The sequence below is a fragment of the Streptomyces europaeiscabiei genome (assembly GCF_036346855.1).
GTDB lineage: Bacteria > Actinomycetota > Actinomycetes > Streptomycetales > Streptomycetaceae > Streptomyces > Streptomyces europaeiscabiei.
The window spans coordinates 4,586,577-4,605,926 of record NZ_CP107841.1 but is presented as its reverse complement, the minus strand read 5'-3'; the positions used below and the strand labels follow the sequence as shown (position 1 = coordinate 4,605,926).

Sequence of the window (19,350 nt, the reverse complement as noted above, 5' to 3'; positions counted from 1 at the left end):
GGTGGCCCTGGGTGTGCTGCGCCGGCGCTCAGCGGCACACCGCCAGCGCGTCCAGGGCCACGGCCCCCTGCCCCCTCGGCAGCACCATGAGCGGGTTGATGTCCAACTCCGCGATCTCGTCCCCGAGTTCGAGCGCCATGCGCTGTACACGGAGCACGACCTCCACGAGGGCGTCCACGTCGGCCGGGGGAGCCCCGCGCACCCCGTCCAGCAGGGCCCGCCCGCGCAGTTCGGCGAGCATGGCGTGGGCCTGGTCCTCGGCGAAGGGGGGCACGCGTACGGCGGAGTCGCGCAGGACCTCCACGAGGACACCGCCGAGGCCGACCGTGACCGTGGGCCCGAAGAGGTCGTCGTGGGTGACGCCCACGACCATCTCCACACCTCGCTCGACCATCTGGCACACCAGCACCCCGTCGAGGGGGACGTCCTCGTAGCGGGCGATGTCGGTCAGTTCGCGATAGGCGTCGCGGATCTGGCTCGCGGAGGTCAGACCCATCTTCACCAGGCCGAGTTCCGTCTTGTGGGCGATGCGGGCGCCGGACGCCTTCATCACCACCGGGTAGCCGACGAGGCTCGCCGCGCGTACGGCCGCCGCCGCGCTGGTCACCAACTGCTCGCGCGGCACGCGAATCCCGTACGCGCGCAGCAGCTGCTTGGCCGCGTGCTCGCTCAGCTGCTGCCCCGGCCGCATCAGCGCCTTCGCCTTGCGGAAGGAGGGGGAGGGGGAGCGCGGTGCCTCGTCGAAGGGGGAGCGGTAGGCGCTGGTGAAGCGGGTGTGGTCCAGGTGGGCGCGGACGGCCGTGATGCAGTTGGCGAAGGTACGGAAGGTCGCCACCCGGGACGACCCCAGCAGCGTCTCGCGGTACGCGGCCTCGGTGCCCACCGGCGACCCCCACACCACGCACACCAGCTTGTCCGTCCGCTCCGCCGCGGCCACCAGGTCCTGGGCGAGCTTGTCGCTCATCGGTGGGAAGGGGCCCGTGATGGGACAGATCAGCACCCCCACCGCCGGGTCGTCGAGGATCGCGTCGAGGATGCGGGGTCCGCGCCAGTCGCCCACGGGGTGGCCGCCGTTGTCCACGGGGTTGGCCACGCTCAGATAGTCGGGGATCCACTGGTGCAGCTCGGCCTGCTTGGCCTCGGAGAGCATGGGGAGGGGCAGTCCGGCCTCGGTGGCCAGGTCGGCGAAGTGCGCGCCCGTGCCGCCCGAGATCGAATAGACGACGACGCCCTCGGGCCTCGGGGCGGCCGAGCCCAGGGTGGTCGAGTCCGGGGTGCGGGGCCGGCGGGCCCGCGCCAGCAGGGTGGCCGTGTCCTGGAGTTCGTCGAGTCCGTCGACACGGATCACGCCGAACTGCCGCATCGCCGCGTCGACCACCGCGTCCGCGCCGGTCAGCTTGCCGGTGTGGGAGGCGGCGGTGCGGGCGCCGGTCTCGGTGCGGCCGACCTTGACGGCGACGACGGGCACACCGCGCCGGGCGGCCCGGTCGGCGGCGAGGAGGAAGGCGCGGCCGTCCTTGAGGCCCTCGACGTAGGCCGCGATGGCGCCGACCTCGGGGCGTTCGGCGAAGTAGGAGATGAAGTCGGCGGTCTCCAGATCGGCCTCGTTGCCGGTGGGGGCCCAGTGGGAGAGGCGGATGCCGAGTTCCTGGAGGGAGAAGACGGGGCGGCCCTGGTGGCCGGACTGGGTGATCAGCGCGATCGCCGGGCCGTCGAGGTCGTCGCGGAAGTGCTCGAAGGCGTTGAGGTTGGTGTTGGGGCCGAGCAGCCGCAGACCGTCGGCGCGGGCCACGGCGGCGGCCAGCCGCTCCTGCGCGGCGGCGCCCTCCTCGCCGGTCTCGGCGAAACCGGAGGCGAAGGCGACGGCGAACTTCACCTTGGCCTCGGCCAGTTCGTCGATCACGGGGAGCGGATCGGAGAGGAGCAGTACGGCGAGATCGACCTGTTCGGGCAGGTCGGCGACGGAAGGGGCGCAGGGGATGCCGAAGACCGACTCGCGCGTGGGGTGCACGGGGTGCAGCCTGGCGCCGACCCGTTCGGACCAGGCGAGCAGCTGCCGGGTGATCCCGGTGTTCGGCCGACCCTCCGTGTCCGAGGCGCCGACGACGGCCACGGATTCAGGTCGGAAGAATCGGTCCAGATCGGGGACGTCGGCGTACAGCGGGCGTCCGCTGACGTCGAGGTCGCCGGCCTCGGCGGGCCTGCCGTGCACGACCTGCGTCGGGTGCTCGCCGCACGCGATGGCCCGGGCCCGGCGGGAGTCGGTGGTGAGGGTGCCGTGGGTTGATCCAAGCATCGGTCCGCCCGCTCCTGTGTGACAGCCAATTCAGTGACGTGACGCATTCACGTTTCTGACGACACGTCAGATCTAAGACTACTGAACTGACGGTGTGTCAGGAATGGGTGTGCGAGCAAAGTTACGCGGCAGTAAGGAAGTTGTACCCGTGTGGGGTGGCGGTCAGACGTCTACGAGCGAGTCTGTCTACGGCCGAACGCGGAGCGGGGGCGTTCGCCTTGAGGTTGCGTGTGGGCGGCACGGTGACGCCCGGGGCGGTGGGTGCGGTCGGGGTACGTCCGTGGAACGGGGGCGAGGGGTGGAGCTGGGGGTGGGGGTGGGGCTGGGCCGAGCCGGGGCTTGGACCTGGGCCCGCGCCTGGGGCCTGGCCGCAGGCCCCAGGGGTGCCGGGCCGGCAGGTCGCCACTGGTCAGGCGACGGCCGGCTGGCCAGGTGGCCCGGTTCGCCCGGTGACCCGGTCGCCAGGTGCTCCGTGGCCCGGTTCGCCCGGTGACCCGGTCGCCAGGTGCTCCGGTGGCCCGGTCGCCAGGTGGTCCGATCGCCCGCTGGCCCGGGCCGCCCGGCTGTTCGTCAGTGCGTGGCGCGGATCTGTACGGTGACCGCGTCGCGGGTGGCGACCCCGCCCGTCTTCGCGACCGTCCTGGCGATTTTCTCGGCGTCGAGGGCGAGTTCGCGGAACATGCCGCTGATGGGGTTGGTGAAGCCGGTGAAGTAGAGGCCGGGGGCGTTCTTGGGGGAGCGGGCCCCGTGCACGACAGGCTTCCCGCGTTCGTCTAGCACGTCGAGGTGTCCGACGAGCCCTTCCAGGGCGCGCCGGTAGCCGGTGGCGGCGATCACGGCGTCGGTCTCGATGCGGGTGCCGTCGCCGAGGGCGACCTTGCCGTCCTCGAACCCCTCGACCGAGCCGACGATCTCGACCTTGCCCTTCCGCACGGCGTCGATGAGCCCGACGTCCTGCACGGGAATGGAGCCCTCGTTCACCCGGGAGTAGAGGCCGGTGTCGGGCCGGGTCAGGCCGTGCGCCGACAGGTCCGGCACGCTGAGCTTCGCCATGGGCTTGGCGAGGCGGTCCACGAGGGCCACCGGCAGCCGCCGTACGACGACGCCCGTGTACTGGGCCGCCCATCCGGCGGTCGAGCGGCGCACGATGTGCGGGGCCGTCCGCACCGCGAGCCGGACGCGCGCCGCCCCGCCCTCGACGAGGTCGACGGTGATCTCGGCGCCGGTGTTGCCGATGCCGACGACGAGGACGTCACGGCCGGCGTAGGGCTCGGGGTTGCGGTACTCGGAGGCGTGCACGAGTTCGCCGGTGTACGAGTCGCGGCCGGGCCAGTCGGGGATGTGGGGCGTGTGGTTGTAGCCGGTGGCGACGACGACCGCGCCGCCGGTCAGCTCGCGGCCGCCGGTGGCGTGCAGCAGCCAGCCGGTGCCGTCGGCGCTCCGCTCGACGCGGGACACCTCGACGCCGGTCACGATCTCCAGTTGGTGCACCTCGGCGTACTTCTCCAGGTAGCGCACCACGTTGTCCCGCGACACCCACCGGCCGAAGCGGCGCGGCATGGGCAGGCCGGGCAGGCCCGACAGGCGCCGGGTCGTGTGCAGGTGCAGCCGGTCGTAGTGCCGCCGCCAGGACGCCCCGACCCCGTCCGCCTTCTCCAGCACCACGGCCCGCACCCCTTGGGCCCGCAACGCGTACGCGACGGCCAGCCCGCCGGGGCCGCCGCCGATCACATAGACGGGGCGGTCGGAGGCGGGAGTCGCGGAAGCTTTGGAGTCGGCCATGCGACCGAGCGTATTCACGCCCTCACTTGTTGGGTCTCGGTCAAGCCCGGAATTGGTTGCGGATTGATCACGGGTGTAGGAGACGTGGGTGGGATCTGTGGCGTAGGTCTCTTGGAATGTGGGGGCGGGGTGGTGGGCGCGGGGTGGTGGGGCGCGGGGGGTGACGGTCGGGGGTGCACTCCTTGGGGCCGCACCCCCGACCGGCCGGCATGTGGTGGCGGTCCATGGCGGACCGCCTTCCGTCGGCCCGCCCGCGCCTCTTGCGCATCCACCCCCCATCCGCTGAACTGACGTACCGTCAGAAACCCCGCGCGGATGCGGAAGGGCGGCTTCGATGGACACGATCTGGCTCTCTGGGGCCGAATGGCTGGCCGTACTTCGTATCGGGCTCGGCCTGTGGTGGCTGGAGAGTTGGCGGCACAAGGACAAGAAGGCCTGGTCGGAGGGGGCCGGGATCGCGTGGGCGGCCGGGGTGGCGGAGAAGCACCGGTGGGGGGCGGTGCGGAGCGGGTTCGACGTGGTCGTCAAGCCTCGGCCGCGCACCATGGGCTATGTCGTCGTCTACGCCGAACTCGCCCTCGGGCTGGGGCTGATCCTCGGAGTTCTCACGCCGGTCGCGCTCGTGGGCGGGCTGCTGCTCAACCTCCTCTACCTCGTGCTGATGATCCACGACTGGGCCGAGCAGGGGCAGAACTCGATGATGGCGCTCATCTCGGTGGTGGGGCTGTTCGGGATGTCCTGGCAGACGTGGTCCGTCGACAGTGCGCTGGGGCTGTTCTGATGGGGTGGGTCTAGTGGGTGGTGCCGGTGCCGCGCGGTTCGATCTGCCCGAGGCCGACGAGTTCACCCGTACGTACTGGGACGCCGCCGCCGACGGACGGCTGCTCCTGAGGCGGTGCGGGGCCGCGGACTGCGGGCGCGCCCACCACTATCCGCGCGAGTTCTGCCCGTACTGCTGGAGCGAGGACGTGCGCTGGGAGGAGGCCTGCGGGCGCGCCACGCTCTACACCTGGTCCGTCGTCCACCGCAACGACCTGCCGCCCTTCGGGGAGCGTACGCCGTACGTTCCCGCGGTGGTCGATCTCGTCGAGGGGCCGCGGATGATGACCGAGGTCGTGGAGTGTGGGCAAGGGGAGGGTGAACTACGCATGGGGATGGGGTTGGAGGTCGTCTTCCGGGAGGGCGGGGGCTTCGTGGTGCCCGTATTTCGCGCGCGTTCGTGAAGGGGCGCACGTTTCAATGAGGGCGTGAGCCGTACTGATGAGCGATCCTCCGGTCCGTTCCCCGATCCTTCCCGCCGGCCGTCCGCCGGTCCGCACGGTCCGCGCGGTCGCGGGCTGAGGCTGTGCGCCTGGGACGCCGAGTCCGAAGCGGATGTGGAGGCGTGGTTCCTGGGGCGTACCGATCCGGACCTCCGGCGGTGGAACACGCCCAAGACCCTGGACGGGAGTCTCGAAGACGCCCGGGAGTCCCTGCGGCGGCGGGCCGAGTCCGACGCGGAGGGGAGGACCGTGTCCTTCCGGGTCACGGACGCGGAGAGCGGGGTGACACTCGGGCTGGTCGGGCTGAGCGGGATCGACGCGTTCATGCGGAGGGCCGTCGTCGGCTACTGGGTGCTGCCCGAGGCCCGTGGCCGCCGGGTCGCCACCCGCGCCCTCGACCTGGCCGCCCGCTGGGCCTTCACCGAGTTCGGTATCCACCGGCTCGAACTCGACCATGTCGTCGGCCACGCCGCGTCCTGCCGTGTCGCCGAGCTGTGCGGGTTCCCGTACGAGGGGACCATGCGCGGGGCGACGTTCGACGAGGGGCGTCACGACGCCTTCCGGGACGCGCACCTGCACGCACGGCTGGCCACGGACCCTACGCCGGAAGGAATCTGATGAGCACGGGTGACGAGAACACGTTCGGGGCCGGGTACGAGGCCGTCGACGACCCCGACGGCTACTTCGGCGAGGCCGTCGCCGCGCACTACGACGACCCCTCCTCCGACATGTTCGGCGCGGAGACCGTCGACCCGGCCGTGGAGCTGATCGCCGGTCTCGCGGGCGGGCCCGGAGGGGACGCTCGGGCGCTGGAGTTCGGGGTCGGCACCGGACGGATCGCCCTGCCGCTCGCCCGGCGCGGCGTGCCGGTGCACGGCATCGACATGTCGCGGGCCATGGTGGAGCGGATGCGGGCCAAGCCGGGCGGCGCGGACATCGGGGTCACCATCGGGGACTTCGCCACGACCCGGGTGGCCGGCCCCGGCTTCACCGTCGCCTACCTCGTCTTCAACACGATCAACAACCTGCTCACGCAGGACGCCCAGGTGGACTGCTTCCGTAACGCCGCCGCGCATCTCGTGCCCGGCGGCTGCTTCGTGATCGAGGTCGGGGTGCCGGACCTGCGGAGGCTGCCGCCGGGGCAGAACACGGTGCCGTTCCATGTCGGTCCGACGCGGCTGGGGTTCGACACGTACGACGTGGCGACGCAGGGTATGCGATCGCACCACATGGTGGTCGTCGAGGGGCGGCCGGAGTACCGGTCGATCCCGTTCCGGTACGTCTGGCCGGCCGAGCTGGACCTGATGGCCCGGCTGGCCGGGATGCGGCTGCGGGACCGCTGGGCGGGGTGGAAGGGGGAGCCGTTCACGAACGACAGCACCAATCACGTGTCCGTGTGGGAGAAGGCGTGAGAGTGGGAGAAGGCGTGAGAGTGGGAGGAGGCCTGAGAGTGGGAGAAGGCCTGAGTGCGGGAAACGTCTGAGGCGGCGGTCCGCGGTTCGGCCGGGACCTGACCAGGCCTGACCGCGGCCGTCGGCCCCGGCACAGCCCGCTCACAGCCGCACTTCAGAAACGCTTCAGCTCCGCCCCCGACCTTGGGCGCATGACTGAGAACGCGCACGCCCACCCTCACCCGCACGACCACACCCATACCCACGGTCACCGCCCCCGCACCCCCGAAGCCCAGCGCACCCGCCGCTGGTTCATGAACAAGGCGCTGCTGGCCGGCGGTGTCGCCGCCGTGGCGACGATGACCGGCTGTTCGTCGGGCTCGTCAGGTACGGCGAGTTCGTCCTCGTCCTCGGCCGCCCCGAACGGCATGCCCTCCGGCGCCCCGGGTGGTGGCGGAGGAGGTATGGGGCCGGGCGCCAGCGCGGTGAAGTACGCCGACTTCGTCGGGGTCACGACGGACGGCAAGGTCGTGGACGACCTGTACTCCATCCATTCCACCGACGTGTCCACCGACAAGGTGGTCCAGAAGGCGCAGGCCTTCCTGGACGGGCTGACCAGCGCGGAGAAGAAGGCCTCCGTCTTCGACGTGGAGGACGACGAGTGGCTGGCCTGGAGCAACGTCGACGGCTACGAGCGCGAGGGCGCCCGCATGGGCGACCTGACCGAGAAGCAGCGCGAACTCGGCTACGCGCTCCTTGGCGCCGCGCTCTCCGCCGACGGGCTCACCCAGTCCCGCAACATCATGAAGCTGAACGCGTTCCTCGGTGAGTACAGCGGCGGCGGCAGGGACACCCTCACCGAGGGCGCCTACTTCTTCACGTTCATGGGCACGCCGTCCACCAGTGAGCCGTGGGGCTTCCAGTACGAGGGCCACCACCTGGCCATCAACTACTTCGTCCTCGGCGACCAGGTCGTGATGACCCCGACCTTCATGGGCTCCGAGCCGACGTCCGCCACGTACAACGGCGAGAAGATCACCACGTTCAAGAAGGAGACCAAGGCCGGCCTGACCGTCCTGCGCGCTCTCACCGACGCCCAGCGCAAGAAGGTCATCTCGTCCGAGTCCAAGGCCGGTGACAACCTGAAGGCCGGGGCCGGCCAGGACAACCTCAAGCTCGCCCACCAGGGCCTCGCCGCCGCCGACTGGACCGACGCCCAGCGCGACAAGCTCCTCGCCCTCGTCCGCGTCTACGTCGGCAACATGGCCGACGCCCACGCCGACGTGAAGATGAAGGAGGTCGAGGAGCACCTCGACGACACGTACTTCTACTGGATCGGCGAGACCGACGACGACTCGGCCTTCTACTACCGCGTGCACAGCCCGGTCGTCCTCATCGAGTACGACGCCCAGTCCCCGCTCGGCTACAACCCCGACGGCAGCAGTAGCAGTAGCAGTAGCAGTAGCGGCAACGGTGGCGGCGGTATGGGTGGTCCCGGCGGCACCCCCACCCAGCAGCACATCCACACCATCATCCGCACGCCCAACGGGGGCGACTACGGCATCGATCTCCTCAAGCTGCACCTGGACAACGACCACTGACGTCGTTCGCCCCGCCGGGCAGCCCAGCCTGTCTGTCAGAACTGCCCGACGTACGTCAGGGCCACAGCAGCCCGGTGACCCAACCGCCGCCCTCCCGCCGGTAGTCCAGTCGGACGTGGCGTCGCCGCGCGTCCCCCTGGAAGAACTCCACCTCGTCCGGTTCCACGACGTACGCCGTCCAGGAGGGCACGGCCACGTCCGGCTCTTGCTCGGCACGGGTCCAGGCGACCTCCGAGGCGTGCTCCAACTCCTCGTAGGAGGAGAGGACTTCGCTCTGCCGGCCCACGAGGGCGGCGGCCAGCGCACCCGTCGAACGGGCGTGCAGATCGGCGTGGGCGACCTCGGCGGGTTCGACCGTGACCCGGCCCCGCACCCGGACCTGGCGGCCGAGGAGGGGCCAGTAGAAGCCGAGGGACGCGTAGGGGCGGGCCGCGAGGTGGCGTCCCTTGCGGCTGCCGGAGTGCGAGGCGAAGTGCCAGCCCCGCGCGTCCACGTCGTGCAGCATCACCGTACGGACGTCCGGCCGCCCCTCCGCGTCCGCCGTGGCCAGCGACATCGTGTGCGGTTCCACCTCCCCGGCCGCCACGACCTCCCCGAACCATGCGGCGAAGAGCGACACCGGGTCGGCGGGGGCCGCGGCCGGATCGAACAGTGGCAGGGCGCTGACCTGCGGATCCCAGACCCGCAGCCCGCGCAGGGCCTCCACGAACTCGGACGGCCGGGCGGGGGCCGGGGAGGCGGGCCGCGGCTGGGAAGGGGGCTCGATCATGGGTGGGACGGTCTCACACCGAGCCCAGGTCGGACGAGACCCACCTCTCGGGGCGCATACGGATGATGACCTGTTCGCCGTGGCTCTTCGAGGCGAAGTCGACGTAGCCGTCGACCTTTTCGGCCGGGAGGTAGCGGGCCGAGATCTCGCGGAGGTCGTCGAGGCCGGCGGGGGACGTGTCGGTGACGGGGCCCTCGACGGAGACGTAGCGGATCGTGGGTTCGAGCCGGTCGACCATCAGGGAGAAGCGGCCGGCGGCCTGGATCAGCCGGTTCTTGCGGGTGTCCAGCCCGGTCATGACCCAGATGTCGCCTCCGGGTTCGTACTGGTACCAGATCGGCACCGTCAACGGTGCTCTGCCCTCCCCGGCGTCCACCGCCAACGCGGCCACATGCGCCTCGGCCAGAAACTCCTCGCGCTCCTTGCGGGACAGTGCCATGTCGCTTCCTCCGGGGCTGCTGCGGGGACGCCTTCGTCTGCCGAGTCGGTTCAGCGCCCCCGTCCCGCCCCGTATTCCGGCGCCGGGCGAAGACGCCGGGGCTCGCGGAACGGCAGCCGTCAGCCGAAGCCGTCAGCCGAAGCCGTCAGTCGAAGCCGTCAGTCGAAGCCGTCAGCCGACCGTGAAGGCCGTGTCCCCGAAGTCCGCCACCACCCGCAGTTCCCCGCCCAGCGCACGGATGTAGGCCCGCAGGGTCGCCACCTCCGTGCGGTCGATCTCGCCGTGCTCGATGGCGGAGATACGAGGAGTCGACACCCCCATGGAGTCCGCGATGTCGCGCTGCGTGAGGTCCTGTTCGCGCCGCAGCTCGGCGAGGTTGTAGGCGCGGATCTCGGCGAGGAGGCGGTTCATGTCGGCCCGCTTCTCCGCCTCGGATCGCACCGCGAGCCCAGCGGCCCGCCGTTGCTCGTCGGCTCGACGCTTGACATCCTCCCAGCGGACGGTGCTCATTCGTACTCCCTTGTTTCCAGTTCTGCGATGTGGTCCTGGTAACGCTTCTCGGCGACCGGAATGTTGGTGTCGTACCAGCCGCCCCAATTGCCGGCCTTGTCTCCCGCGACCAAGAGGACAGCCCGACGTACGGGGTCGAAGGCGAACAGGATCCGGATTTCGCTCTTTCCTGCTGAGCCGGGTCTCAGTTCTTTCAGGTGGCGCTGTTCCGTTCTTTCAGGTGGTGCTGTTCCGCGCCCTTGATCCGGTCGACGAGCGGACGGCCGAGCGTGGGGCCGAACAGCGACAAAGTATCGATGGCGTCCTCCACCAAGGGTGGGGCCTGCTGCGGCAGCGCACCGGGCACAAGGCCCCCGGCCGGGTCGAGGACGTTCCCGCCCCGTACACGAGTCTGCGGTGCAGTGCCTGTGGTTGGATCGACAAGAACTCGCGCAAGAGCCAAGCCGAGTTCGTCTGTTCCTCCTGCGGCTTCGCCTGCAACGCGGACACCAACGCGAGTATCAACGTCGCGGCAGGACAGGGCGGGATCCCCCGCCCCCGGCGGACAGCCGGTGCCGGAGGGACGACACCGCCCAACCAGCGGCCGAACGTCCGTGAACCTCAGCCCGAACGGGTTGGAATCCCCCTCTTTCAAGAGGGGGAGGATGTCAAGCCGCCACTTCCGCGACGAAGATCCCTTCCCATCGAGCCACGCGCAGGAAACTAATGCAAGCGTTAAGCGAGGGGCTCTGATCAGGCCTGATTCGCCCGAACGGGTGACTGTGCCCCTCACCCCCGTCCCAGCACGACCGTCCCCGAGGAGCAGAACCAGCCGCCCGTGCCCGAGGCGACCGCGAGGCGGGGCAGGTGGCCGTCGGCGGCTCGGATCTGGCGGTCGCCCGCCTCGCCGCGTAGCTGGCGTACGGCTTCGACGAGGAGGAAGAGGCCGCGCATGCCGGGGTGCTGGGCGGAGAGGCCGCCGCCGTCGGTGTTGACGGGCAGGTCGCCGGTGAGGGTGAGGCGGTTCTTCTCGACGAAGGCCCCGCCCTCGCCCTTGGCGCAGAAGCCGAGATCCTCCAGGGTCACGAGAGTCATGTAGGTGAAGGCGTCGTAGATCTCGGCGAAGTCGATCTCGGCGGGGCGCACGCCGGCTCGTTCGAAGGCCAGGCGGCCGCTGACCGCCGCCGGGGAGACCGTGAAGTCGGGCCACTCGGACATGGTCGTGTGGGAGGCGTACTCGCCGGTGCCGAGGATCCAGACGGGAGTCGCCGGCCGGCAGTCCCTCACGTACTCCTCCGCCGCCAGCAGGATTGCCGCGCCGCCGTCGGAGCGTATGCAGCAGTGCAGTTTGGTGAACGGGTCGGCGATCGGCGTGGAGGAGAGGACGTCGTCGACGGTGATCGGGGTGCGGAACATCGCCTCCGGGTTCGCCGCCGCGTTGGCACGGGCCTGTACGGCGACGGAGGCCAGCTGCTCCAGGGTCGTGCCGTACTCGTGCATGTGGCGGCGCGCGGCCATGGCGTACTTGGCGATCAGGGTGTGCCCGTACGGGACCTCGAACTGGAGGGGGCCGCGGGCCCCGAAGGAGAGGTTGCCGGTGCGGCGGCCCGCCCTGATGTCCGCGCGGGAGGTGGAGCCGTAGACGAGGAGCACGACGTTCGCATGCCCGGCTGCGATCGCGTCCGCCGCGTGCGCCGCCATGACCTCCCAGGTCGAGCCCCCGACCGAGGTGGAGTCCACCCAGGTGGGCCGCAGGCCCAGGTACTCCGCCACCTCCACCGGCGCCAGTGTGCCCAGGCCGGCCGACGCCAGGCCGTCGATGGCCGTGCGCTCCAGTCCCGCATCGGCGAGGGCCCGGCGGGCGGCCTGAGCGTGCAGCGCGTACGGGGTCGCGTCGTCCACCCGGCCGCAGTCGGACAGTGCGGCCCCGACGACGGCGACCTTCCGGCCGCCGCCACGAGGCGCCGCGTCACGACGGCCACCGGGTCCGGGCGTAGCAGGCGCAGCGGTCATGAATCTGACGGTACATCAGATGGGTGCTCGGCAGCCCTGTGCTTCGGTAGTCTTCCGCCCTAATATGACGGACCGTCAGATTGAGACGGTAAACGTTGGGGGAGTGGAAGGGGGACCGCCCATGGATGCCCGCTTCACCGCCGAGCAGGAGGAAATCCGGCGCACGGTAAGGGAGTTGCTGCTCAAGCGCTGTGGTCCGGAGGAGGTCAGGGCCGCCGTGCGGACGGGAGAGGGGTACGACGGCGGCTTGTGGGCCGCCTTCTCCGAACAGCTCGGACTGCCGGGGCTCGCCCTCCCCGAGGCGTACGGCGGTGTCGGTTGCTCCGTGACCGAACTGGCCCTGGCCGGTGAGGAGGTGGGGCGTGCTCTCGCGCCCTCGCCGCTGCTGTCCACCTCCGTCCTCGTCGCCCCCTTGGTCCTCGCCCTCGGCACCGAACGGCAGCGCGCCGATCTGCTGCCCCTCCTCGCCTCGGGCCGGCTCACCGCGGCCCTCGCGGTACCGGGCACCGCCCTCGCCACCGCGCTGGCGCTGACCGGTGACAACGAGGGCGCGTGGGCCGGCGGCGGCCGCGCAGGAGGCGTCCAGGCGCGACGCGTCGGGGACGGGTGGCGGCTCTACGGGGAGGCCGGGCAGGTGCTCGACGGGCACAGCGCGGGGATGCTGCTCGTGGCCGCGCATGCCGGAGGGTACGCCCGCTCGCGGACGCTGCTGTTCCTCGTGCGGGAGGAGACGGATGCCGGTGGGAGCCTCGTACGGGTGCGGCAGACCTCCGTCGACGAGACGCGGCCGGTGGCGCGGCTCGAACTACGGGATGTGGAGGCCGAGTTGCTGGGGGCCGATGTCGGCTCCGGCCCCGGTGCCGACGTCGGGGGTGGGGTGTTGTCGGCCCTGTCCGAGGTCGGGGACGCGGCCGCCGCCGTGCTCGCCGCCGAGGCCGTGGGCGCGGCCGACCGGGCGTTGGAGCGGACGGTCGCGTATGCGCGGCAGCGCGAGCAGTTCGGGCGGCCGATCGGGTCGTTCCAGGCGGTGAAGCACCGGCTCGCGGATGTGTACGTGCGGGTGCGGGCGGCCCGGTCGGCCGCGTACTACGCGGCCTGGGCGGCGGCCGCCAGGCCCGGCGGAGGGGGCGGCGGGGGCGGTGAGCGGGCCGGTGGGCCGGCGCTGGCCCAGGCGCTGGAGGCGTTGCGGGTGGCCGCCGGGGAGGGCATCCAGTTGCACGGGGGGATCGGGTTCACCTGGGAGCACGAGGCACAGCTGTACTTCAAGCGGGCCGCGGGGGACGAGGCGCTCTTCGGGCCGGTGCACCGGCTGCGGGGGCGGGCGGCGGACATGGCGGGGGTCTTCACGGTCGGTGGGCTCGCGCCCGGCGGGCCGGGCGAGCAGAGGGAGGTGCGGGGCTGATGGCTTCGAGGAGGGCGGCCGGGATGACAGCGGGCACGGCGGAGCGGATGAAGGGTATGGGCGTGCGGCTGGTGCAGAAGGTGTCCTCGGCTCCGGCGTTCGCCCGGGTCGCGCCGCATGTCATACCGGCGCTGGACCGGGCCGTGCACCGGGCCACCCGGGGCCGGGTGCTGCTCAGCGCACAGCTGCTGCCCGGCGTCGTGCTGACCGCGACCGGCGCGCGGAGCGGGGTGCCGCGTCGTACGCCGCTGGCCTGCATGCCCGAGGAGGGAAAGGGCAGCTGGGTGCTCATCGGGTCGAACTTCGGCCGCCCCGGCCACCCCGCCTGGAGCGCCAACCTGCTGGCCCACCCCGACGCCGAGATCAACTGGAAGGGCCAGGACATCCCCGTCACCGCGCACCTGTTGGCGGGGGAGGAACGGGCGGCCGTATGGAAGGAGTTGCTGAGGTTCTGGCCGCCGTATTCGACGTACCAGGCGCGGGTGGACCGGGAGATACGGGTGTTCCGGATCGTACGGCGCTGAATCGTGCGCGCGCTGTTGCTCGTGCTCGCGCTGTCGTTCGTGCTCGCGCTGTTGCTCGTGCTCGTGTTGTCGATCGTCGATCGTCGTGCCCTCGATCGCGTGCGGCCGTGCGGGCTCGCCCCCCGAGTCCCCCGGCGGCCCCCTGCCCTCAAGTCCCCCTGAACGCGGCAGGCGGCACGCCTCGTCGGAGGGTGCCGTCTGCGTGACAGGATCGCGTCCGGGGGCGTGCCCGGGTGCTCCTGGTTACTTCGTGGGTTTCTTGCCGGTGATGCCCAGGTGCACCAACAGGGCGAGGTTGGGCTTCAGTTCGGCCTGCTTGACGCCCCAGGTCTGGAAGCCCTTCTGGTGCCCGGAGACCGAGGCGAGCATCGCGACGAGGGAACCGGCGAGGGCGGCCGGGTTCACGTCCTTGTCGACCCGGCCCTTGGACTGGAGCTCGGCGACGGTCTCCGAGAGGGAGTTGGTGACCGAGTTCAGGATCTTCATGCGGATCTTGTAGAAGCGTTTGTCGCCCTCGGCGGCGCCCAGGTCGACGACGCGGAGGATCGCGTCGTTCCTGCGCCAGAAGTCCAGGAATCCGTCGACGAGTTCCTGGGCGGTCTGCCAGCCGGCCTTGCCGACCCAGGAGCGGCCTTCGAGAAGGCTCGTCAACGTGGCGCCCTCGGCGGCCATTTGCTCGGCGATCTCCAGGACGGCGCCTTCGACGTCCGGGAAGTACTGGTAGAAGGTCGCGGGTGAAGTCCCCGCCTTCCGGGCGACATCAATGACTTTGACGTCCCGGTAGGGCGACGAGCTGAGCATCTCGCTGAGGCAGTCGAGCAGCTTCTGCCGGGTCGCCTGCCCTCGTCGGCCGGCCACGCGGCCGTCGACGGTACGCACTTGTCCTGTCATGCCGTCAGCTTACCGAGGGGTGATCGGAGCGCGATTCGGCCGACTGCAAATGGGGAGCAGGGGCCTCACCTAGGGGTTCGTGGGGTGGTCCTGCGGGGCCTTGGCGCATTTCCTTCGCCCCCGCCGCCCCTACCCGTCCCCTCCCCAGGGGCTGCGCCCCCTCGACCCCGCTCGGGTGGGTTCTTTGGCTGCGGGCCGGTGGGGCTTCTCGCGCAGTTCCCCGCGCCCCTGAGAAGCAGGGGCTGCGCCCCGTGCTTCTCGGCCCGCAGGGCCGTCGCTTTTCAGGCCCGCGGGGCCTGGTCTTTCAGGCCCGCGGGGCCTGGTCTTTCAGGGGCGCGGGGAACTGCGCGACCAGCCCTCACCGAACCGGCACCCGCCCACGCACAGGCGCCCTCGAGCTATGCAGGCGCCCTCCCGCGAAAGACAGCCGGACGCGCCCGACGCGCGCCCACCGTGGGGGGCCGTTAGCTTGGCCCTATGGCCGATGAGACGGGAGCCGTGACCGGGGCGGAGGCCGCCGCCGACACGGGAAGCGTCCGGTACTCCGAGGGCGTTCCCTGCTGGGTGGACGCCCAGCTGCCCGACGTGGAGGCGGGAAAGCGGTTCTACGGCGAACTGTTCGGGTGGACCTTCAAGGTGGCCCCCACGGACGGCGCACATGAGGTGTGGGCGTACCCCGCCGACGCATCGGTCCCGCTCGCCGCCCTCGCCCCCAAGCCCGACGGCCGGCTCCCCACCGTCTGGACCGTCCACTTCGCGACCCCGGACGCGGTAGCCCTCACCGCCCGGATCACCGCGGCCGGCGGTCAGGTGATCACCCCGCCGACCCCGGTCGGCGCCCTCGGCACGGCCGCGCTCGCCACGGACCCCGAGAGCGCCGTCTTCGGCCTCTGGCAGGCCGGTACGCACACCGGTTTCGGGCGGCGCCACGAGCCCGGCACGTTCATGTGGGCCGAGCTGTACACCCGGGACACCAAGGCGGCCAACTCCTTCTACGCGCACCTCTTCCACGACGCGCTCTTCGGCCCGGACGCGGCCCCGGACTTCGGCCGGGCCACGCTCACGGACGTCTTCCCGGCGGAGATGCCACCGCATTTCCTGGTCCACTTCGGGACGGACGACTGCGAGGCCGCGATCGCGACGGTCAGTCGGCTCGGGGGCCGGGTGCAGGTGCCGCCGTTCGACACGTCGTACGGAAATGTGGCGGTCGTCACGGACAATCAAGGGGCGTCGTTCGCACTGCTCCAACGGAAGTACGGAAACGGCTGGCGGGAGGCCCCGCAGGAGTCGGATCAGGCCGAACAGCGCCCGGACGAACTGCGGCAACAGGGTGACGACCGGATCGAGGACGAGGCCCGACCGGGGGAAGAACGCGGGGCGACCGCCCCGGGGGACGACGGCTGACCAGCGGTAAGACGGCGGTCGGCGGGTGTGGGGGGCGAGGGCCTGCCCGTGGCTCGCGCCGGCGCTCCGGGGCGTGACCGGGCCGCCGCGTGGGCAGGCGTACGGGGTTGTGCGCCGGTGGTACGCGGCCCGCCGTGGTGTCCCACCATCCGGGCTCCCGCTTCCCGAGAGGCGGACAACATGGTTTTGTCCTGAGACACCCCGTTCCGCACCCGGGTTAGCAACCTGCCCCCGGTAGCAGGAAGAATCGGGGTGCGTGCCGCCATGGCGGTGCGGTGGTGAGACGCTGCACGGGGGTCGCGCGCACAACGTGGGTGACGCGGTCCGTACGGGGAGGTGGCAGGGCAAGTGGTGGATCAGCTGACGCAGCACGATCCGCGGCGGATCGGGCCGTTCGAGGTGCTGGGACGGCTGGGTGCCGGCGGCATGGGGCTGGTCTATCTGGCGCGCTCGGCGTCGGGCCGGCGCGTGGCGATCAAGACGGTGCGGACGGAACTCGCGGAGGACCAGCTCTTCCGGGTCCGTTTCACGCGCGAGGTCGAGGCGGCCCGCGCGGTGTCCGGCTTCTACACGGCGGCGGTGGTCGATGCCGATCCCCGCGCCGCCGTGCCGTGGCTGGCGACCGCGTACGTCCCCGCGCCCTCCCTGGAAGAAATAGTGAACGACTGTGGGCCCATGCCGGTCCAGGCCGTCCGCTGGTTCGCCGCGGGTGTGGCCGAAGCCCTGCAGTCCATCCACGGCGCCGGACTCGTCCACCGCGACCTGAAGCCGTCCAACGTCCTCGTCGTCGAGGACGGGCCGCGCGTCATCGACTTCGGCATCGCGTCCGGAGTCTCGAACACGCGTTTGACGATGACGAACGTCGCCGTCGGGACGCCCGCGTACATGTCGCCCGAGCAGGCGAAGGACTCGCGGAGCGTGACCGGCGCGAGCGATGTCTTCTCGCTCGGCTCGATGCTGGTGTTCGCCGCCACCGGGCACGCGCCGTTCCACGGCGCCAACCCCGTGGAGACCGTCTTCATGCTGCTGCGCGAGGGCCCGGACCTCGCCGGCCTCCCGGACGACCTGCGCCCCCTCATCGAGTCCTGTATGCAGATGGACCCGACCGCGCGCCCCAACCCCGCCGACCTCCAGGCCCAGCTCGCGCCCCACCTCTTCGGCTCCGGCTCGGACGACAGCGGTACGGCGTCGGCGTGGCTGCCCGAGAAGGCGGTGGCCATGATCGAGACCCGCCGCGGTGGTCGCCCGGCGCCCAAGCCCCAGCAGACCTCCGGCGGGCGCAGCGGCGGAGGAGCCCGCCCCGCCCCGGTACCGCCGCCCCCGCCCTCGTACGACCCCGCGCCCCTCTCCCTCGGTGCCCCCGACACCGGGCCGGTACGGCTCGCCGGGGGGCAGGTGCCCATCGGGCCCGGTCCGCGCGTCGCCGACGCCCGCGCGGCCGCCGTGAAGGCGCCCCCTCCGGAGGCGGGCCTCGCCGCGTCCTGGTCCCGGCCGCGCGCCGGCGTGAACGGCGCCGACCCCGCGCCGTCCGTGACCGTCCCGCCCGCCACCCCCGAGCCGGCCGCCTCCGGCTGGCGCCCCTGGCGTTTCCGCATGTCGAACGACGTGTGGGGCACCCCCTCCGTCGCCGACGACCTCGTCTACGTCACCTCCTTCGAGGTGCACGCCCTGGACGTGGCCACCGGCCGGCGCCGCTTCAAGACCCGTGACGTCGCCTGGTCGATGGCGGTCGCGGACGGCCGTATCCACGCCTCCGACGGCCCGACCCTCTTCGCGCTCGACGCCCGCGAGGGCGCCGACCTGTGGCGGCTGTCGACGGACGCCTGGGTGTACTCCCTGAAGGCCGACCGGGGCACGGTGGTCACCGCCACCCGGGGTGGTGGCGTCCAGGGCTGGGAGGCGTCCAACGGGCAGAAGCTCTGGGAGCTCACCGGCGCCCAGACCGACTTCGAGTCCATCGAGGCCGGGCCGGTCGTGCAGGACGGCACGGTGTACATCTGGAAGGACGCCCGACTGCGCGCGCTGGAGGCCCGTACGGGTGACGAGCGCTGGTCGTACCCCATCGGGGACGCGGCCTCCTGCGGCGGCGTCCCGGTACGGCTCACACCGGCCGCGGACGGCTATGTGTACGTCTCCGCCGGCAGCCGTGTCCTGGCCATCGACATCGCAGGCGGGCACGTCCGCTGGCACTTCGAGGCGCCTGCCGTCTTCCTCTCCGCGCCCACGTTCGCGCCGGGACCGGCGGTCACGGGTGGCGGCGTCTATCTCGCCGACTACCTCGGCACGGTCTACGCCCTCGACGCCACGGACGGCCGAGACCGCTGGAGGATCGCGACGGAGTCCCGCTCCTCGCTGGAGCCGGTACTCGTCGCCGCGGGGCACATCCATGTGGGCAGCGGCAAGGGCCTCTACACCCTGGACGCGGTCACGGGGACGCCGAAGTGGCGCTTCCAGGCGGGCGGCGAGATCGTCGGATCGCCGTCGGTCGCGGAGGGCCGTATCCACTTCGGCTCGACGGACCACCTCCTGTACACGCTGAAGGCCGACGACGGCCGACTCCGCTGGAAGCTCGCGACGGGCGGCGAGATCACCGGCTCGCCCGTCGTCAAGGAGGGCGTCGTGTACGCGTGCAGCAAGGACCGGTGCGTGTACGCACTGGACGCGGAGAAGGGGACGGGGACGGCGCGGACGTCGTAGGGCGTCTACCGGGTGGGGCGTCTACCGGGTGGGGCGTCTACGGGGTGGGGCGTCTACGGGGTGGGGCGTCTACGGGGTGGGGCGTCTACGGGGTGACCGGCACCGCGCGGCTCCCGTGGTCGCGCGGTGCCGGTCACCCCGTACCGGGTTGCGAGGCCGTGCCCTTTCGGCTCCTTCCTCACGCCCATCCCGGCCGCTCCTTTCCCAAGTGGGCCGTCGCATACGGCCGTACGCTGTCCCGCCCCGCCCCGCCCCGCCCCGCGTGCACGGGAACGGGGTACTCGGCGTGTGCGGGCAACGGCACCCGCCCGGACACCCCGCCACACCGCAGCTCACCGGACACCCGACACCCGACACGCCACCCACCCCCCAGCGGCATCGAATGGGACG

At 71.7% G+C, this 19,350-nt stretch carries 18 protein-coding genes and 1 pseudogene; 11 read left to right on the top strand and 8 right to left on the bottom strand.

Annotation, left to right across the window (positions count from 1 at the left end; translation table 11 throughout):
• Positions 1 to 28: 28 nt before the first annotated feature.
• Both OG858_RS19955 and OG858_RS19950 read right to left on the bottom strand, forming a co-directional pair.
• Positions 29 to 2,296: an acetate--CoA ligase family protein gene (locus OG858_RS19955; RefSeq protein WP_328544657.1), complete on the bottom strand. Its 2,268-nt coding sequence runs from the start codon at positions 2,294 to 2,296 to the stop codon at positions 29 to 31.
• A 570-nt stretch (positions 2,297 to 2,866) separates the two neighbouring features.
• Entirely contained in the window at positions 2,867 to 4,078 is a 1,212-nt protein-coding gene (locus tag OG858_RS19950; protein ID WP_328544658.1) for a flavin-containing monooxygenase, read from the bottom strand.
• 334 nt (positions 4,079 to 4,412) lie between these two features.
• On the opposite strand from OG858_RS19950, the gene OG858_RS19945 reads away from it, so the two are divergent.
• From OG858_RS19945 to OG858_RS19925, 5 genes are all read left to right on the top strand, one after another.
• Positions 4,413 to 4,859, top strand: coding sequence for a DoxX family protein (locus tag OG858_RS19945; RefSeq protein WP_319066978.1), 447 nt, complete (start codon positions 4,413 to 4,415; stop codon positions 4,857 to 4,859).
• 13 nt (positions 4,860 to 4,872) lie between these two features.
• Entirely contained in the window at positions 4,873 to 5,301 is a 429-nt protein-coding gene (locus OG858_RS19940; protein WP_086749345.1) for a Zn-ribbon domain-containing OB-fold protein, read from the top strand.
• Between the two features lie 24 nt (positions 5,302 to 5,325).
• Positions 5,326 to 5,958: a GNAT family N-acetyltransferase gene (locus tag OG858_RS19935; RefSeq protein ID WP_086749344.1), complete on the top strand. Its 633-nt coding sequence runs from the start codon at positions 5,326 to 5,328 to the stop codon at positions 5,956 to 5,958.
• A complete protein-coding gene (locus OG858_RS19930) occupies positions 5,958 to 6,752 on the top strand; it encodes a class I SAM-dependent DNA methyltransferase (protein WP_319066977.1) in 795 nt (264 codons plus the stop codon). Before OG858_RS19935 ends, OG858_RS19930 begins: the two co-directional genes overlap by 1 nt.
• A 191-nt stretch (positions 6,753 to 6,943) precedes the next feature.
• A complete protein-coding gene (locus OG858_RS19925; protein ID WP_319264755.1) occupies positions 6,944 to 8,332 on the top strand; it encodes a DUF3500 domain-containing protein in 1,389 nt (462 codons plus the stop codon).
• Positions 8,333 to 8,387: 55 nt separating this feature from the next.
• On the opposite strand, the gene OG858_RS19920 is transcribed toward OG858_RS19925, so the two are convergent.
• The 4 genes and pseudogenes from OG858_RS19920 to OG858_RS19905 form a co-directional block, all read right to left on the bottom strand.
• Positions 8,388 to 9,101, bottom strand: a complete 714-nt coding sequence (locus OG858_RS19920) for a pyridoxine/pyridoxamine 5'-phosphate oxidase (protein WP_319066975.1) — start codon at positions 9,099 to 9,101, stop codon at positions 8,388 to 8,390.
• Between the two features lie 13 nt (positions 9,102 to 9,114).
• Positions 9,115 to 9,540, bottom strand: a complete 426-nt coding sequence (locus OG858_RS19915) for a pyridoxamine 5'-phosphate oxidase family protein (protein ID WP_086749358.1) — start codon at positions 9,538 to 9,540, stop codon at positions 9,115 to 9,117.
• A gap of 171 nt (positions 9,541 to 9,711) precedes the next feature.
• On the bottom strand, positions 9,712 to 10,050 hold the full coding sequence (locus OG858_RS19910) for an XRE family transcriptional regulator (RefSeq protein WP_328544659.1): 339 nt from the start codon (positions 10,048 to 10,050) through the stop codon (positions 9,712 to 9,714).
• Positions 10,047 to 10,384, bottom strand: a pseudogene (locus OG858_RS19905) (type II toxin-antitoxin system RelE/ParE family toxin). The gene OG858_RS19910 and the pseudogene OG858_RS19905 overlap by 4 nt, the downstream one beginning before the upstream one ends.
• Between OG858_RS19905 and OG858_RS19900 the strand changes: the two are divergent.
• Complete coding sequence (locus tag OG858_RS19900) at positions 10,274 to 10,756, top strand: zinc ribbon domain-containing protein (RefSeq protein WP_328545318.1); 483 nt, start codon at positions 10,274 to 10,276, stop codon at positions 10,754 to 10,756. The pseudogene OG858_RS19905 and the gene OG858_RS19900 overlap by 111 nt on opposite strands.
• A 62-nt stretch (positions 10,757 to 10,818) precedes the next feature.
• On the opposite strand, the gene OG858_RS19895 is transcribed toward OG858_RS19900, so the two are convergent.
• Complete coding sequence (locus tag OG858_RS19895; protein WP_328544660.1) at positions 10,819 to 12,042, bottom strand: thiolase C-terminal domain-containing protein; 1,224 nt, start codon at positions 12,040 to 12,042, stop codon at positions 10,819 to 10,821.
• 121 nt (positions 12,043 to 12,163) lie between these two features.
• Between OG858_RS19895 and OG858_RS19890 the strand changes: the two genes are divergently transcribed.
• From OG858_RS19890 to OG858_RS19880, 3 genes are read left to right on the top strand one after another with little or no spacing between them, the layout of a single operon-like run.
• Positions 12,164 to 13,444 (top strand): acyl-CoA dehydrogenase family protein, encoded by a 1,281-nt coding sequence (locus OG858_RS19890; RefSeq protein ID WP_327748755.1) that lies wholly within the window; start codon positions 12,164 to 12,166, stop codon positions 13,442 to 13,444.
• A gap of 23 nt (positions 13,445 to 13,467) precedes the next feature.
• On the top strand, positions 13,468 to 13,968 hold the full coding sequence (locus OG858_RS19885) for a nitroreductase/quinone reductase family protein (RefSeq protein ID WP_037705389.1): 501 nt from the start codon (positions 13,468 to 13,470) through the stop codon (positions 13,966 to 13,968).
• 3 nt (positions 13,969 to 13,971) lie between these two features.
• Positions 13,972 to 14,130 carry a hypothetical protein gene (locus OG858_RS19880; protein ID WP_319066970.1) on the top strand — a complete coding sequence of 53 codons (159 nt, stop codon included), beginning with the start codon at positions 13,972 to 13,974 and terminating at the stop codon, positions 14,128 to 14,130.
• An 81-nt stretch (positions 14,131 to 14,211) separates the two neighbouring features.
• On the opposite strand, the gene OG858_RS19875 is transcribed toward OG858_RS19880, so the two are convergent.
• Positions 14,212 to 14,859, bottom strand: a complete 648-nt coding sequence (locus OG858_RS19875) for a TetR family transcriptional regulator (RefSeq protein WP_079024552.1) — start codon at positions 14,857 to 14,859, stop codon at positions 14,212 to 14,214.
• A gap of 477 nt (positions 14,860 to 15,336) precedes the next feature.
• Between OG858_RS19875 and OG858_RS19870 the strand changes: the two genes are divergently transcribed.
• A complete protein-coding gene (locus tag OG858_RS19870) occupies positions 15,337 to 16,263 on the top strand; it encodes a VOC family protein (RefSeq protein WP_319264741.1) in 927 nt (308 codons plus the stop codon).
• A gap of 348 nt (positions 16,264 to 16,611) precedes the next feature.
• Positions 16,612 to 18,960, top strand: a complete 2,349-nt coding sequence (locus tag OG858_RS19865) for an outer membrane protein assembly factor BamB family protein (protein ID WP_319066969.1) — start codon at positions 16,612 to 16,614, stop codon at positions 18,958 to 18,960.
• Positions 18,961 to 19,350: the final 390 nt, after the last annotated feature.

Bases quoted from the DNA above. Each gene is read 5' to 3' on its own strand.
- OG858_RS19955 (WP_328544657.1), bottom strand. From the start codon at position 2,296: ATGCTTGGATCAACCCACGGCACCCTCACCACCGACTCCCGCCGGGCC.
- OG858_RS19950 (WP_328544658.1), bottom strand. From the start codon at position 4,078: ATGGCCGACTCCAAAGCTTCCGCGACTCCCGCCTCCGACCGCCCCGTC.
- OG858_RS19945 (WP_319066978.1), top strand. From the start codon at position 4,413: ATGGACACGATCTGGCTCTCTGGGGCCGAATGGCTGGCCGTACTTCGT.
- OG858_RS19930 (WP_319066977.1), top strand. From the start codon at position 5,958: ATGAGCACGGGTGACGAGAACACGTTCGGGGCCGGGTACGAGGCCGTC.
- OG858_RS19925 (WP_319264755.1), top strand. From the start codon at position 6,944: ATGACTGAGAACGCGCACGCCCACCCTCACCCGCACGACCACACCCAT.
- OG858_RS19920 (WP_319066975.1), bottom strand. From the start codon at position 9,101: ATGATCGAGCCCCCTTCCCAGCCGCGGCCCGCCTCCCCGGCCCCCGCC.
- OG858_RS19915 (WP_086749358.1), bottom strand. From the start codon at position 9,540: ATGGCACTGTCCCGCAAGGAGCGCGAGGAGTTTCTGGCCGAGGCGCAT.
- OG858_RS19910 (WP_328544659.1), bottom strand. From the start codon at position 10,050: ATGAGCACCGTCCGCTGGGAGGATGTCAAGCGTCGAGCCGACGAGCAA.
- OG858_RS19895 (WP_328544660.1), bottom strand. From the start codon at position 12,042: ATGACCGCTGCGCCTGCTACGCCCGGACCCGGTGGCCGTCGTGACGCG.
- OG858_RS19890 (WP_327748755.1), top strand. From the start codon at position 12,164: ATGGATGCCCGCTTCACCGCCGAGCAGGAGGAAATCCGGCGCACGGTA.
- OG858_RS19885 (WP_037705389.1), top strand. From the start codon at position 13,468: ATGACAGCGGGCACGGCGGAGCGGATGAAGGGTATGGGCGTGCGGCTG.
- OG858_RS19875 (WP_079024552.1), bottom strand. From the start codon at position 14,859: ATGACAGGACAAGTGCGTACCGTCGACGGCCGCGTGGCCGGCCGACGA.
- OG858_RS19870 (WP_319264741.1), top strand. From the start codon at position 15,337: ATGGCCGATGAGACGGGAGCCGTGACCGGGGCGGAGGCCGCCGCCGAC.